Origin of the sequence: Streptomyces ruber (assembly GCF_014648075.1) — a bacterium.
Lineage (GTDB): Bacteria > Actinomycetota > Actinomycetes > Streptomycetales > Streptomycetaceae > Streptomyces > Streptomyces ruber.
In genome coordinates this window covers 148,959-162,924 of record NZ_BMQK01000006.1, presented here as the reverse complement: position 1 = coordinate 162,924, position 13,966 = coordinate 148,959, and the positions used below count along the sequence as shown (strand labels likewise).

11 protein-coding genes are annotated in these 13,966 nt (G+C 72.9%); 6 read left to right on the top strand and 5 right to left on the bottom strand.

What is annotated here, in order from left to right; translation table 11 throughout:
- Positions 1 to 33 precede the first annotated feature (33 nt).
- Entirely contained in the window at positions 34 to 915 is an 882-nt protein-coding gene (locus tag IEZ04_RS16310) for a LysR family transcriptional regulator (protein WP_189217596.1), read from the bottom strand.
- A gap of 94 nt (positions 916 to 1,009) precedes the next feature.
- Between IEZ04_RS16310 and IEZ04_RS16305 the strand changes: the two genes are divergently transcribed.
- From IEZ04_RS16305 to IEZ04_RS16285, 5 genes are all read left to right on the top strand, one after another.
- Positions 1,010 to 1,714 (top strand): succinate dehydrogenase, encoded by a 705-nt coding sequence (locus IEZ04_RS16305; protein ID WP_189217595.1) that lies wholly within the window; start codon positions 1,010 to 1,012, stop codon positions 1,712 to 1,714.
- Between the two features lie 2 nt (positions 1,715 to 1,716).
- Positions 1,717 to 3,693 carry a fumarate reductase/succinate dehydrogenase flavoprotein subunit gene (locus IEZ04_RS16300; RefSeq protein WP_189217594.1) on the top strand — a complete coding sequence of 659 codons (1,977 nt, stop codon included), beginning with the start codon at positions 1,717 to 1,719 and terminating at the stop codon, positions 3,691 to 3,693.
- Positions 3,690 to 4,439: a succinate dehydrogenase/fumarate reductase iron-sulfur subunit gene (locus tag IEZ04_RS16295; protein ID WP_189217593.1), complete on the top strand. Its 750-nt coding sequence runs from the start codon at positions 3,690 to 3,692 to the stop codon at positions 4,437 to 4,439. The genes IEZ04_RS16300 and IEZ04_RS16295 overlap by 4 nt, the downstream gene beginning before the upstream one ends.
- 259 nt (positions 4,440 to 4,698) lie before the next feature.
- Positions 4,699 to 5,523: a GNAT family N-acetyltransferase gene (locus tag IEZ04_RS16290; RefSeq protein ID WP_189217592.1), complete on the top strand. Its 825-nt coding sequence runs from the start codon at positions 4,699 to 4,701 to the stop codon at positions 5,521 to 5,523.
- A gap of 113 nt (positions 5,524 to 5,636) precedes the next feature.
- The gene (locus IEZ04_RS16285; protein ID WP_373296324.1) at positions 5,637 to 6,485 is read left to right on the top strand and encodes a lysophospholipid acyltransferase family protein; all 849 of its coding nucleotides are present in this window, start codon (positions 5,637 to 5,639) and stop codon (positions 6,483 to 6,485) included.
- Positions 6,486 to 6,592: 107 nt separating this feature from the next.
- Here the strand turns inward: IEZ04_RS16285 and IEZ04_RS16280 are convergent, their stop codons facing one another.
- A complete protein-coding gene (locus tag IEZ04_RS16280; RefSeq protein WP_189217591.1) occupies positions 6,593 to 7,600 on the bottom strand; it encodes an LLM class flavin-dependent oxidoreductase in 1,008 nt (335 codons plus the stop codon).
- 103 nt (positions 7,601 to 7,703) lie between these two features.
- Between IEZ04_RS16280 and IEZ04_RS16275 the strand changes: the two genes are divergently transcribed.
- The gene (locus IEZ04_RS16275; RefSeq protein WP_189217590.1) at positions 7,704 to 7,883 is read left to right on the top strand and encodes a hypothetical protein; all 180 of its coding nucleotides are present in this window, start codon (positions 7,704 to 7,706) and stop codon (positions 7,881 to 7,883) included.
- A gap of 178 nt (positions 7,884 to 8,061) precedes the next feature.
- Here IEZ04_RS16275 and IEZ04_RS16270 read toward each other — a convergent pair whose 3' ends face one another.
- The 3 genes from IEZ04_RS16270 to IEZ04_RS16260 all read right to left on the bottom strand — a co-directional run bounded on the left by IEZ04_RS16270 (position 8,062) and on the right by IEZ04_RS16260 (position 13,888).
- Positions 8,062 to 10,323 carry a catalase gene (locus tag IEZ04_RS16270; RefSeq protein ID WP_189217589.1) on the bottom strand — a complete coding sequence of 754 codons (2,262 nt, stop codon included), beginning with the start codon at positions 10,321 to 10,323 and terminating at the stop codon, positions 8,062 to 8,064.
- Between the two features lie 163 nt (positions 10,324 to 10,486).
- The gene (locus IEZ04_RS16265) at positions 10,487 to 10,939 is read right to left on the bottom strand and encodes a DUF6098 family protein (RefSeq protein WP_189217588.1); all 453 of its coding nucleotides are present in this window, start codon (positions 10,937 to 10,939) and stop codon (positions 10,487 to 10,489) included.
- A gap of 138 nt (positions 10,940 to 11,077) precedes the next feature.
- Positions 11,078 to 13,888, bottom strand: coding sequence for a beta-L-arabinofuranosidase domain-containing protein (locus tag IEZ04_RS16260; RefSeq protein ID WP_189217587.1), 2,811 nt, complete (start codon positions 13,886 to 13,888; stop codon positions 11,078 to 11,080).
- Between the last annotated feature and the right edge of the window lie 78 nt (positions 13,889 to 13,966).

Sequence of the window (13,966 nt, the reverse complement as noted above, 5' to 3'; positions counted from 1 at the left end):
CGCACCCCGGAACGCCGCGCGGACGGAACGGCGCTACCGCTCCAACAGCATCCGCTGCAACTCACGAGCGGCCCGGGGCGGAGCCACATCACTGCGATGGGCCAACGCGATGGTCCGGTGCAGCCCGGGCCGCGCCAGCGGCGTCACCCGTAGCCCCTGCCCGGAGCGCGCGGCGACCATCCGAGGCACCACGGCCACCCCCAGCCCCGCCCGCACGAACCCCAGCACCGCGTCCATCTCCCCGCCCTCCACCGCGAAATCCGGCTCGAACCCCGCGGAGCGGCAAGCCGCCACCGTCAGCTCCCGCAGGTCGTACCCGTGCCGGAACATCACCAGGCGCTCACCCTCCAGGTCGGAGATCCGCACCCGGCGCCCGTCGCCCGGTACCGGCGCCTCCGGCGACGACACCACCACCAGGTCCTCGCGCAGCACCTCCACCGTGGTCAGCGCGGGCGACGGCGTGGGCAGCGGGAGGACGACGAGGGCGAGGTCGAGGGAGCCGCGCGCGAGTTCCCGTACGAGGTCGTGCGAGCCGCTCTCCTCGACCATCAGCCGGATGCCGGGGTAGCGGTCGTGGTAGGCGCGGAGCACGTCCGGCAGCAGCCCCGTGCACAGGCTCGGGGTCGCCCCGAGCCGCACCCGGCCGCGCCGCAGCTGCACCAGCTCCGCCACCTCCTGCCGGGCCGTGTCGGCGTCCGCGAGGATGCGGCGGGCCAGCGGCAGCAGTGTCTCGCCCGCGTCGGTGAGCGTGATGTTGCCGCGCGCCCGCCGGAACAGCTCCGCGCCCAGCTCCCGCTCCAGCGCCCTGATCTGCTGGGAGAGCGAGGGCTGCGCCACGTGGACGATCTCCGCGGCGCGGGTGAAGTGCCGGGTCTCGGCCACCGCGACGAAGTACTGGAGCTGCTGGAACTGCATGCCGTCAGCGTAGTGCCACGATAGCCGGTGCCTATCGAATCGAGCCGGAGCATGTCTTGGACCGATGGCCCGTTCGGCCCTAGCGTCTTGTGGCATGGCTCTGGCAACGCGGACGGACCGACGGCCGTCCTTTGCGCGCACCGTGTGGGACAGCTCCGTCGGCAAGAAGACCGTGATGGCCGTCAGCGGTCTGATCATGCTGCTCTACCTGGTCGTCCACATGCTCGGCAATCTGAAGATCTTCTTCGGGGCCGCCGAGTTCGACGGCTACGCGCACTGGCTGCGCACCCTCGGCGAACCCTTCCTGCACCACGAGTGGGCCCTGTGGATCGTCCGCGTGGTGCTGGTGGTGGCCGTCGTCGCCCACGCCGTCGCCGCGTACCAGCTCAGCCGCCGCGACATCAAGGCACGGCCCAGCAAGTACGTGCACAAGAAGGCCCGCACCAGCTACGCCACCCGCACGATGCGCTGGGGCGGGATCATCCTCGCGCTGTTCATCGTCTGGCACGTCCTGGACCTGACCACCGGCACCGTGCACCCGGACTTCCAGGCCGGGCACCCGTACCAGAACGTGATCGACACCTTCTCCACCTGGTACGGCAACGTCATCTACATCGTCGCGGTGCTCGCGGTGGGCCTGCACGTGCGGCACGGCTTCTGGAGCGCCGCACAGACCCTCGGCGCGGGCAGCCGCACCCGCGACCGCGCCCTGAAGATCACCGCCAACGCCCTCGCGCTGGTGCTGACCGTGGGCTTCGTCTCCGTACCCGTGGCCGTGATGACCGGAGTGGTGAGCTGAACATGACCTCCAACGCGACCGACGCGCCGTACACGGACTACGCCGCCTACACGACCGGGGAGCCGGTCGTCGACACCAAGGCCCCCGACGGCCCCGTCCACGAGCGCTGGGACAAGCGCCGCTTCGAGGCCAAGCTGGTCAACCCCGCCAACCGGCGCAAGCACACCGTGATCGTGGTGGGCACCGGCCTCGCCGGCGGCTCCGCGGGCGCCACGCTCGCCGAGCAGGGGTACCGCGTCGTCCAGTTCTGCTACCAGGACTCCCCGCGCCGCGCCCACTCCATCGCCGCGCAGGGCGGCATCAACGCCGCGAAGAACTACCGCAACGACGGCGACTCCGTCCACCGGCTCTTCTACGACACGGTCAAGGGCGGCGACTTCCGCGCCCGCGAGTCCAACGTGCACCGGCTCGCGCAGATCTCGGTCGAGATCATCGACCAGTGCGTGGCGCAGGGCGTGCCGTTCGCCCGCGAGTACGGCGGCCTGCTCGACACCCGCTCCTTCGGCGGCGTACAGGTCTCCCGTACCTTCTACGCCCGCGGCCAGACGGGCCAGCAGCTCCTCCTCGGCGCCTACCAGGCGCTGTCCCGGCAGATCGCGGCCGGCAACATCGAGATGCACCCGCGCACCGAGATGCTCGACCTGATCGTGATCGACGGGCGGGCCCGCGGCATCGTCGCCCGCGACCTGATCACCGGGAAGATCGACACGTACTTCGCGGACGCCGTCGTCCTCGCCTCCGGCGGCTACGGCAACGTGTTCTACCTGTCGACGAACGCCATGAACTCCAACGCGACCGCGATCTGGCGGGCGCACCGGCGCGGCGCCTACTTCGCCAACCCCTGCTTCACCCAGATCCACCCCACCTGCATCCCGCGCACCGGCGACCACCAGTCCAAGCTCACCCTGATGAGCGAGTCGCTGCGCAACGACGGCCGGATCTGGGTGCCGAAGGCCAAGGGCGACGACCGTCCGGCGGCCGAGATCCCCGAGGAGGAGCGCGACTACTACCTGGAGCGCATCTACCCCTCCTTCGGCAACCTGGTGCCCCGCGACATCGCCTCCCGCGCCGCGAAGAACGTCTGCGACGAGGGCAGGGGAGTGGGCCCCGGCGGCCAGGGCGTCTACCTGGACTTCGCCGACGCCATCAAGCGCATGGGCCGCGAGGCCGTCGCGGCCAAGTACGGCAACCTCTTCGACATGTACCAGCGGATCACCGACGAGGATCCGTACGAGGTGCCGATGCGCATCTACCCCGCCGTGCACTACACGATGGGCGGCCTCTGGGTCGACTACGACCTCCAGACCACGATCCCCGGCCTGTTCGCGATCGGCGAGGCCAACTTCTCCGACCACGGCGCGAACCGCCTCGGCGCCTCGGCCCTGATGCAGGGCCTCGCCGACGGCTACTTCGTGCTGCCCTCCACGATCAACGACTACCTGGCCCGCAACCCGCACAAGGACGAGGTCACCGCCGGCCACCCCGACGTGCGGGAGGTGGTCGCCGAGACCGAGGACCGGCTCGCCCGGCTGCTCGCCGTCGACGGCGACCGCACCCCCGACAGCTTCCACCGCGAACTCGGCGAGCTGATGTGGGAGTTCTGCGGCATGGCCCGCACCGACAGCGGGCTGCGCAAGGCCCTGGAGCGCATCCCGCAGATCCGCGAGGAGTTCTGGCGGCGCATCAAGGTCCCCGGCACCGGCGAGGAGTTCAACCAGTCGCTGGAGAAGGCCAACCGGATCGTCGACTACCTGGAGCTCGCCGAGCTGATGTGCCTCGACGCCCTGCACCGCTCCGAGTCCTGCGGCGGCCACTTCCGCGAGGAGTCCCAGACCGCGGACGGCGAGGCGGAGCGCAAGGACGACGAGTTCGCCTACGCCGCCGCCTGGGAGTTCACGAGTACCGGCGCGGCCCCCGTCCTGCACAAGGAAGACCTGGTCTTCGAGTACGTCCACCCCACCCAGCGGAGCTACGCATGAAGCTCACCCTGCGCGTCTGGCGGCAGAAGAACGCCGACGCCGACGGAGCGATGTCCACGTACGAGGTGGACGGCATCTCGCCCGACATGTCCTTCCTGGAGATGCTCGACACCCTCAACGAGGAGCTCATCCTCAAGGGCGAGGACCCGGTCGCCTTCGACCACGACTGCCGCGAGGGCATCTGCGGCGCGTGCAGCCTGGTCATCAACGGCGACGCCCACGGGCCCGAGCGCACCACGACCTGCCAGCTGCACATGCGGTCCTTCCGCGACGGCGACACGATCGACGTCGAGCCGTGGCGGGCCGCCGCCTTCCCGGTGGTCAAGGACCTGGTCGTGGACCGCTCGGCCTTCGACCGCATCATCCAGGCCGGCGGCTACATCACCGCGCCCACCGGCGCCGCGCCCGAGGCCCACGCCACGCCCGTACCGAAGCCGGACGCCGACTTCGCGTTCGAGCACGCCGAGTGCATCGGCTGCGGCGCCTGCGTGGCCGCCTGCCCGAACGGCTCGGCCATGCTGTTCACCTCGTCCAAGGTCAACCACCTCAACGTGCTCCCGCAGGGCGCGCCCGAGCGCGAGACCCGCGTGCTCGACATGGTGGCCCAGATGGACGAGGAGGGCTTCGGCGGCTGCACCCTCGCCGGTGAGTGCGCCACCGCCTGCCCCAAGGGCATCCCGCTGATGTCCATCACCGGCATGAACAAGGAGTGGCTGCGCGCGACCCGCAAGGCGGGCAAGCGCTAGACGCCGTTCCACCGAGACGTTCGCCGGCTGGGTGCGGACGGGCGGGACCGGGAGTGGTGCTCTTTCCCGGTCCCGTCAGCGTTTCCCGGGGCATCCCCGGCGTGTCCCCGCCCCGGGCATTCAACAACCGCACATCCGGGCTCTTGTCATGCGTCACGCCGAGGTCAGCCGGCGTCGGGAGAACTGGAGCGGCGGACCGCGCCGCTCGTCCCCGGTCCGCCGACGCACCGCCGACACCGGCCGCGACCAGGAGAGAGCCATGACCGGCGTTCCCGCACTCGACGCATCCCCGAAGTCCGCATCCGGCGTCCGCCGGATCCCCGTGCCCGCCCGGGCCACGTCCCCCACGTCCCCCGGCACCCCCCGGTACACCGTCACCCTCGCCCGCGACGAGGCCGACGTCCGGGCCGCGCAGCGGCTGCGCCACGACGTGTTCGCCGGTGAGATGGGCGCCCTGCTGTCCACCCCGTCGCCGGGCCACGACATCGACGCCTTCGACGCCTACTGCGACCACCTGCTGGTGAAGGACACCACCGACGGCCAGGTCGTCGGCACCTACCGGCTGCTGCCGCCCGAGCGCGCCGCGGTCGCGGGCCGCCTGTACTCGGAGAGCGAGTTCGACCTCGCCCCGCTCGACGCCCTCCGCCCGGGCCTCGTCGAGGTCGGACGGTCCTGTGTCCACCCCGGCCACCGGGACGGCGCGGTCATCGGCCTGATCTGGGCCGGCATCGCCCGCTACATGGTCGACCGCGGCCACGAGTGGCTGGCCGGCTGCTGCTCGATCCCGCTGGCCGACGGCGGCGTCGTGGCCGCGGGCACCTGGGACCGCGTACAGAAGAAGCACCTGGCGCCGGAGGAGTACCGGGTACGGCCGCTGCTGCCCTGGAACGCCGACGGCGTGCCCCGGCCGGAGCGCACCGAACTGCCGGCGCTGCTGCGCGGCTACCTCCGACTCGGCGCGTACGTCTGCTCGCCCCCGGCGCACGACCCCGACTTCGGCGTCGCCGACCTGTTCGTCCTGCTGTCGATGCGCCGTGTCGACGCGCGCTACCTGCGGCACTTCCTGTCGCTCGTACCGGCGTGAACGGCGCGACCGGCGTGACCGGCGCCGGCCCGGTGCCGGGGGCGGCGGCCCTGCTCGCGGGCACCGCACCGGCACCGGTCCCCGTCGCGGCCCCGGCCCCGGTTGCGGCCGCGGTGCCGCGGGCGGTCACCAGCGCCTGGCTGCCGTCCGCTCCCTGCACGCCGCAGGACTGCGTGCGGTCCGCCGGGACGCACGCCGGACCCGTGCGGGCCGTCATGCGGCTCGCGGCCGCGGCGGTCCTGCTCGTGGCCGGGATCGTGGCGCTCGCGCTGCTCACGCCGGCCGGGCGGCTGCCGCAGTCGGCGCGGGACCGGGCGGTACGGGCCTGGTGCCGGGCCCTCGTACGGGCCCTGGGCGTGCGGGTGCGTACGACGGGGGCGGCCCCGCGGCCACCGGGCGGGCTGCTGCTGGTGGCGAACCACGTCTCCTGGCTCGACGTCCCCCTCCTCGCCGCCGTCCGGCCGGCCCGCATGCTGGCCAAGACGGAGGTGCGACACTGGCCCGTGGCGGGCCCGCTCGCCGCACGGGCCGGGACGCTCTTCATCGACCGCGACCGGCTGCGCGCGCTCCCCGGCACGGTGGCGCGGATCGCGGACGTCCTCCGCGCGGGCGGGGCGGTCACCGTCTTCCCCGAGGGCAGCACCTGGTGCGGGCGCGCCCGGGGGCGTTTCCGGCGGGCGGCCTTCCAGGCCGCGCTGGACGCCTCCGTACCCGTACAGCCCGTACGCCTCCGCTACCGGCTCGCCGGGCACGCGGGTGTGAGCACGGCCCCGGCGTTCGTGGGCGACGACACCCTGCTCGCCTCCCTGTGGCGGGTCGCGTCGGCACGCCGCCTGACCGCCGAGGTACGGGTGCTGCCGGTACTCCGGCACGGCACGGCACCGGACCGGCGGACCCTGGCCCGGCTGGCCGAGGAGGCCGTGCGGGGCGACGGCACGGGGGTGGCGGATACACACCCTTGACGGCGGTTGCCGGGCGGCGGTCTGCCTGGGGCCGGTGGCCCCGGGGCCGTCGCCGGTACGGGTCCGGCGCGGCGGAGACGCCTCCGTGCCGGCTGCCGGGCGGTGGCTCAGCCCAGCCCGGCGATCCGGGCCAGCCGGCGGTACGAGTCGAGCAGGGCGTCCTGGTCGTACGTGCTGGTCGTGACCAGGACCTCCTGGGCGCCCGTCTCTTTCAGCAAGGTGTCGAGGCCGTCGGCGACCTGCTCCTCCGTACCCGCGATGTGACCCGCGAGACCCGACTCGAAGAAGCCGCGCTCCTTCTCCGTCATCGTCGCCGTCAGCGCCTCGACGCGTTCGGCGGACGGAAGCGGCGGGAACGTCCCCCGCGTCCGGGCGTGCGCCATGGACCAGGCCTCCGGCAGCAGCAGACGGTGCGCCGCCCGCTCGGTGTCCGCCACCGCGACCGTGCCGGAGACGACGACGTACGGCTCGGCCGCCCAGACCGACGGACGGAACTCCGCACGGTACCGGTCGATGCCCCGCCGCATCCTGTCCCGGTCGCGCAGATCGCCGATGACCATGGGCAGACCCGCGCGGGCGGCGATCGTCGCCCCCTCGCCCATGGCCAGCACGAACGGCGGCACGGTCAGGCCCTCCGCGGGCCGGGCGCGCACCCCCGTCGGGGAGGTGCCGCGGAACCAGCCGAGCAGCTCCTCCAGCTGCCCGGCGAAGTCCTCGGCGTCGTCCTTGTCGCGTCCGAGGGCCCGGCGCACCCCGTCGGTGAACCCGACGGAGCGGCCCAGACCCATGTCGACGCGCCCCGGGAAGAGGGACTCCAGCACCCCGAACTGCTCGGCCACCACCAGGGGCCGGTGGTTCGGCAGCATCACCCCGCCGGTGCCGACCCGGATGCGGCGCGTGGCCGACGCGACGGCCGCGGCCAGCACGGTCGGGGCGGAACCGGCGACACCGGGCACGCCGTGGTGCTCCGCGACCCAGACCCGGTGGAAGCCCAGCCGCTCCCACTCCCGGGCCAGCCGTACGGTGTCCCGCAGCGCCTGCCCGGCATCCTGTCCCTCACGGATGCGGGAGCGGTCGAGGACGGAGAAGCGGATCCGCGCGACACGTGAGCTCACATCTGTCTCAACGTTCCCGTGCCCTGGTCATTCCCGGGTTTGCCGAGGCGCTCCCCGGGGACCCGGCCGGGTAGTCACCACAGCAGAAGGAAGTGGAAGTCCCGTGACCGCGCACACGACCGAGAGACCAGTCGAAGGCCGGCCCGAGACGGGGTGGGCGCTCGCCCGCCAGCTGCGGGGCGCGTCCGTACGGACCTGCGTTCCCGCCCTGGACACCGAGGACACCGCACCTTCGGCACCGCAGACGGGGCCGGAGGCGCACATCGTCCGCGGCGAGGACTGAGCGGCCGGCCGGACCGGCCACGAGGGGCGGAGGAAGAGCCGGAGAGGCGGGTGTGGCCGCCTCTCCGGCTCTCTCGTACGTCCTCCGCGTGAACGCGTGCCCCGCGCGATGTCGGTCCCTCCGCGCGATGTCGCGGTGCGGGCGGCAGAACCGGCCGCCCGCACCGCGACACCGAGGCTCACACCCGCGGAGCGAACCGCTCCCAGACCCGGTGCGCGCCCATTAGGTCGGTGACCTCGCGCAGCGCGCCGGTGGCGCTGTCGGCGTCGACCACGCCCGGCGCGCCCGGGGCGATGCCCGCGGCCTGCAGGACCGGCTCGACGCCGCCCCAGCCGCCGATCGCCTTGCCGTGCCGGAACGCCTCCGACAGCAACAGCAGCACCCGCGGGTCCGTCACCGCGCCGGCGCCCGGCTCGCCCGCCTTCGCGTCGCGCGCGCCGTACGCGTCGGAGCCGAGACCGGGCGTGCCCGCCACCAGGACGGCGTCGAACTCGACCGAACGGGCCGTGGCGTAGGTGCGCTGCGCGGTGAGGCCCGCGCCGAGCTCCCCGCCCGCCGGAGCGACCACCAGGGGCACCATGCCGGCGGTCAGCACGGCGTCCCGCACGGCGCGCACGCCCTCCAGGTCGCCCCCCTCGCCGACGACGATGCCGATCAGCCGGCCGTCCAGCGGCCAGGTGCGGCCCAGCTGGGAGAGGGCGGGGGAGGGCTGTACGTCCGCGAGCGGCACCGTCGGCTCCGGGGCCGGCAGGCCGAGCCCGGCGGCCACCTGCCCGCACAGCTCCGGGTCGATGTTGGCCAGCGTCTGCAGCGTCCGCTCCTTGACGGCCTGCTCGTAGCACTTGCCCAGTTCGAAGGTGTACGCGTGGATGATGTGCTCGCGCTCGACCGGCGTCATGCTCAGCCAGAACTGCCGCGGCTGGCTGAAGTGGTCGGAGTACGAGAGGGGGGCCTCGCGCACCTTGCTCGCGGCGGGCACCTCCACCGGGGTCTCGACGAAGGCGGAGGTGTCCGCGCCGGCGAAGAACGGGCAGCCGCCGTCGAGGGAGTTGGGCTTGTAGGGCGCCACCCCGGTGTGGTCGGCGTGCTGGTGGAAGCCGTCGCGCAGCATGTCGTTGACCGGAGCGTGCGTACGGTTGATCGGTATCTGGTTGAAGTTCGGCCCGCCGAGGCGGCTGAGCTGGGTGTCGACGTAGGAGAAGAGACGGCCGGCCAGCAGCGGGTCGTCGGTGACGTCGATACCGGGGACGAGGTGGCCGACGTGGAAGGCGACCTGCTCCGTCTCGGCGAAGAAGTTGGTGGGGTTGGCGTTCAGCGTCAGCAGGCCGATGGGCTGGACGGGCGCCAGCTCCTCCGGGACGATCTTCGTGGAGTCCAGCAGGTCGATGCCCTCGAAGGTCTGCTCCGGGGTGTCCGGGAAGACCTGGATGCCCAGCTCCCAGCTCGGGTACGCGCCGGACTCGATGGCGTCGTAGAGGTCACGGCGGTGGAAGTCGGGGTCGACACCACCGGTGATCTGCGCCTCCTCCCAGGTCAGGGAGTGCACGCCGAGCTTGGGCTTCCAGTGGAACTTCGCCAGCGTGGTCTCGCCCGCCGCGTTCTGCAGCCGCCAGGTGTGGACGCCGAAGCCCTCCATCATGCGGTACGAGCGCGGGATGCCGCGGTCCGACATGTTCCACAGCGTGTGGTGGGTGGCCTCGGTGTGCAGGGAGACGAAGTCCCAGAAGGTGTCGTGGGCGCTCTGCGCCTGCGGGATCTCGCGGTCCGGGTGCGGCTTGCCCGCGTGGATGACGTCGGGGAACTTGATGCCGTCCTGGATGAAGAAGACCGGGATGTTGTTGGCGACCAGGTCCCAGACGCCCTCGGTGGTGTAGAACTTCGTCGCGAAGCCGCGGGTGTCGCGCGCGGTGTCCATCGAGCCGCGTGAGCCGAGGACCGTCGAGAACCGCGTGAACACCGGGGTCTCGACGTCCTTGCCGAACAGGGCGGCCTTGCAGACGTTCGACGCGGTGCCGTAGCCCACGAAGACGCCGTGGGCGCCCGCGCCGCGCGCGTGCACCACCCGCTCCGGGATGCGCTCGTGGTCGAAGTGGGTGATCTTCTCCCGCAGGTGGTGGTCCTGGAGCAGCACCGGACCGCGGGGGCCGGCCTTGAGGGAGTGGTCGGTGTCGTACAGCCGGGTGCCCGTGGAGGTCGTCAGGTACGCCCCGTCCTGGGCGCGGACGGTCGGCGGAGCCCCGGTCTGCCGGCCGGTCGCGGTCCCCGTGGCGGGCGCGCCCTGGTCGGGCTTGGGCGGCAGCGGTTCCCGCGGCTCGGTCGGCTCCGCCACCGTGGGCGGTTCGCTGTTCGGTACCCCGGGGACGCCGTCCGCCGGGCCCTCGCCGCGCAGGGCGTCGACGGCCTTCTCGGCCATGGCCTTGACGGGGTTCTTCTCAGTCATCGCACTCCCACGCGTCGGTCGGGGGCGCTCGCCGGCACGCGGAGGGACCCGGCATGCTGCGCCCACGGTCGGAACTGGGCGTGACCAGCCGGGTTCGGGTGATCTCGCCGTGTCGTCTGCGGGCCCTGGGTACCCCCGTTCCGCCGGTCGAACCATGTGCCGCTCACCGTTCGTCGTTCCGGCGCAGCGGCCCCCACCTGCCCGCCTGCCGGTGGACCTCCGACCTGGCCTCCTCGATCACCCGCTCGTCCACCCAGGCGACCGGCTCGACCTCCGCGACCAGTGGTTCGTTGTCGGGCCCGCGGCCCTCCTCCCGGCCGCGCAGCACCCAGGGGCGGATGTCCCGCCCCTTCTCCCGGGGCAGGTGGCAGTAGTCGTACAGCCGCCTGGCCACCCACAGCTCGACCGGCCGGTCCTCCCACCACGGCTCCACGCCGAGCGGATTGGCCGACAGCCCCGGCATGCGGACACCGGTGAGGTCGTCCTTGCTGCTCACCCTGGACAGATCCGTCTTCGGGCCGCGTGACCAGCGCACGTACAGGTCGGAATGACGCTGTACCAAGGCCCCCAGTTCCCCCAGGGAACCGAGGACGGGGAGATCTTTCCTGACGCCCATCGAGCGCCCCTCCTCTACTCGCTGCCGGTCCTTCCGATCATGTCCGGGCATGATCGGCCGCCCGAGTACCCCGGAGTGCGGGAGAGAAATCCGTGCACAGTGCACACAACGCTCGGCGCGGGCCGCGTCCGGCCGGGCTCAGTCCGTGTACGAGGCCCGCCGCGCCGTGGCGACCACCCGCTGCCCGTCGGCGCGGGACAGCAGGCCCGCGGACACCCACGCCGCCACCGCCGACCGCACCCGCGCCACCAGCGCGCCCCGGCCCGCGAACGGCGCCCCGGCCCAGATCTCGTCCAGGAGCGTCGTACCGTCGGACTTCGCCGGGTTGGCGACCCCGGAGGCGGTGCCGCCGAACACGACCTCGGGCTCATAGCGGCGGACGTAGGCGTGCGTCGGGTCCTCCGTGCCCTCGTGGAAGGGGGCGAACTCGACACCGTCCAGCGTGAAGTGCAGCGGCTCGCCGGGGACGGGGGCGAGCGTGGGCAGCAGGTCGCCCGACAGGGCCGCGTTGCGGTAGAGGCCGACCCGGAGGTGGTCCGTGCGGGCGTCGCGGCCGACCAGGTTGACCGGACCGTAGAACAGGGCCTGCAGGGAGGGGTCGTCCGGCGCCTTCTCCACCCGGAGGCGGAAGGGGGCGTCGACGCGCACCTCGTCGCCCGCGCGCCAGGTCCGGGACACGGTGAGGTAGCTGCCGGGAACCGGTGTGCCGCCGGCGCGCCGCCCGTTGACCGTCACACGGAAGCCGTCCGTCGCCCAGGACGGCACCCGCAGTCTCAGCGCGAAGGAAGCGGTGCGGCCTCCGGCGGTTTCGACGGTGAGCGTGGTGCCCTGCTCGCGCGGGAAGTCCGTGGTCTGGGTGACGGTGACGCCCTTGCCCTCCCAGGTCACGGTGGACGGGCTGTAGAGGTTGACGTAGAGGGCGCTGTCGTCGGCGGCCCGGAAGTACACGGAGTCCTGGTACTTGGTGGCGCTCTCCATGCCCGTGCCCTCGCAGCAGGTGGTGCCCTGCTTGGGCGTGTAGTCGCGCACGTGCCCGGGGGTGAGGCCGATGAAGTAGGTGACGAGCGGCTTCTCCGCGTCGGCCCTGTCCTGCTTGGAGCCGAGCACCTGGTTGAACAGGGCCCGCTCGTAGTAGTCCATGTACTCGGGGTCCCGCTCGTGGAGGAACAGCATCCGGCTGAGCTTGAGCATGTTGTACGCGCAGCAGCTCTCGGCGGTGGTCTCGTCGATCGTCCCGGCGATGGAGCCACGGGCCCGCCAGAACTCGGTGGAGCTGGTGCCGCCGATGCCGTACATCCGGTGCGGGACGACCATGCCCCAGAAGTTCCTCGCGGCGGTGAGGTAGCGGCTCTCGCCCGTCGCGTCGTACAGCCGGACCAGGCCGGTGAAGATCGGTATGTGCTGGTTGGCGTGGAGCCCGTCGAGGACGTCGGTGTCCGCGGCGCACGCGTCGATGAGCCGGTCGAGGTCGAAGAGCCGGGCCAGCGCGAGGTGTTCGGGCCTGCCCGTGAGCGTGTGCAGGTCGACGACCGCCTCGACGATGCCGCCGAACTCCCCGCTGGAGAAGATGCCCCACATCCGCTGGCGGGTGGCGGCGGGCAGCTTCGACAGCCGCGCGTACATCCAGTCGCACAGGCCGGAGGCGAGGTCGAGGGCCCGGTCGTCGTCCGTGCAGACGTACGCGTCCAGCAGCCCCTTCAGGATCTTGTGCGCGGTGTAGTAGGGAGCCCAGACGCGGTGGTAGTCGCCGCTGGTCATCGACTCCAGCTCGATGAACTGGGTCTCCGGGTAGGCGGCCAGGAACCCGGGGTGGCTCGGCCCGCCCCAGGTGCGGCGCAGGGTCGCGGTGAGTCCGCGGCCGGAGGCGTCCGCGAAGGCGGAACCGGTGGTCTCGCCGAAGGAGTACGAGGCGAGGTCGCCGCGGCCCGCGGCCGATCCGGCGGCGGGCGCGCCCTGCAGGGACGCCACCTCGTCGGCGGTCAGCGCCCGTGACCAGGCGTCGAACGCGTCGAAGGCGCCCGCGAACACGGGGTCGGCGGCGAAGTGCGACCGGCCCAGCCAGGCGTGCGCCGGGGTGCCCAGGTCGGCCGGGCCGAGGGTCATCGCGGGGTTGCGGGCGACGGCGGTGCCGTTGACGTAGAGGGTGCCGGTGCCGCCGGCGAGCGTGACCGCGAGGTGACTCCACTCGTCGGGCGGCAGCGCGGCCGTGCCGTTCAGGCCCTGTTCGCCCGCGGGGCCGCTCGTGGTGAGGGCGAAGCGCGGTACGCCGTCGGCGTCGCGGGCCGCCAGGTACAGGTACCGGGTGGTGTCGTCGCCGAAGTCGAGGACGCGTGCCCAGTCGCCGTGGTGCGTGGGCCTCACCCAGGCCGCGAGGGTGAGCTCCGGGGCGCCGCCGAGCACGGCCGGCGGCAGGTCGACGTACTGGTACGCACCGCGTACGTTCTCGGCCGCCGTGCCGAACCGCCCGGCGACGGAGAGCACGGCCGGCTCCTGCCGCAGTGCGGCGCGCACCTCGGCCAGCGCGCCGACCATGTACCGGATCCGGTCGGCGAACACCTGCTCGCCGGTGCTGCCGTACGCCTGGGCGAGCATGGTCAGGAAGTGGCCGGTGAAGTGGCCGCGGAGGTTGCCGTTCGCCTCGCCGTCCAGACCCTCCCAGCCGCCGGGCGCCACCGCGCCGCGCGTGGAGAGGCCGGCGTTGGCGCGGAACACCTGGAGCAGCCGGTCCACGTCGTACCCGCGGCCGTACTCCAGCATCAGCTCGCGCTTGGCGGCGAAGATCCCCTCGCCGAGCGTCACCTCGCCGAGCTCGAACGGCCGGAGCGGCCGGGCGGCCGGCGGCAGGGGCGCGGCGGCCGCCCGGCCGCTCGCGGCCAGGGCCGGCGCGGGAGCCGCCGGGGCGAGCAGCGCGGCCTGGAGGAGGACTCTTCTGGGGAGGGCGGGTGCCATGCGTAGTACCTCGTCTCTCGGGACCACCATCTGTTCGAAATGCCGTACGCCGTGCGGAGATTCGACCAGAAGATAGGG

Coding starts and splice junctions, on each gene's coding strand:
- IEZ04_RS16310 (WP_189217596.1), bottom strand. CDS start 915: ATGCAGTTCCAGCAGCTCCAGTACTTCGTCGCGGTGGCCGAGACCCGG.
- IEZ04_RS16305 (WP_189217595.1), top strand. CDS start 1,010: ATGGCTCTGGCAACGCGGACGGACCGACGGCCGTCCTTTGCGCGCACC.
- IEZ04_RS16300 (WP_189217594.1), top strand. CDS start 1,717: ATGACCTCCAACGCGACCGACGCGCCGTACACGGACTACGCCGCCTAC.
- IEZ04_RS16295 (WP_189217593.1), top strand. CDS start 3,690: ATGAAGCTCACCCTGCGCGTCTGGCGGCAGAAGAACGCCGACGCCGAC.
- IEZ04_RS16290 (WP_189217592.1), top strand. CDS start 4,699: ATGACCGGCGTTCCCGCACTCGACGCATCCCCGAAGTCCGCATCCGGC.
- IEZ04_RS16270 (WP_189217589.1), bottom strand. CDS start 10,323: ATGACTGAGAAGAACCCCGTCAAGGCCATGGCCGAGAAGGCCGTCGAC.
- IEZ04_RS16265 (WP_189217588.1), bottom strand. CDS start 10,939: ATGGGCGTCAGGAAAGATCTCCCCGTCCTCGGTTCCCTGGGGGAACTG.
- IEZ04_RS16260 (WP_189217587.1), bottom strand. CDS start 13,888: ATGGCACCCGCCCTCCCCAGAAGAGTCCTCCTCCAGGCCGCGCTGCTC.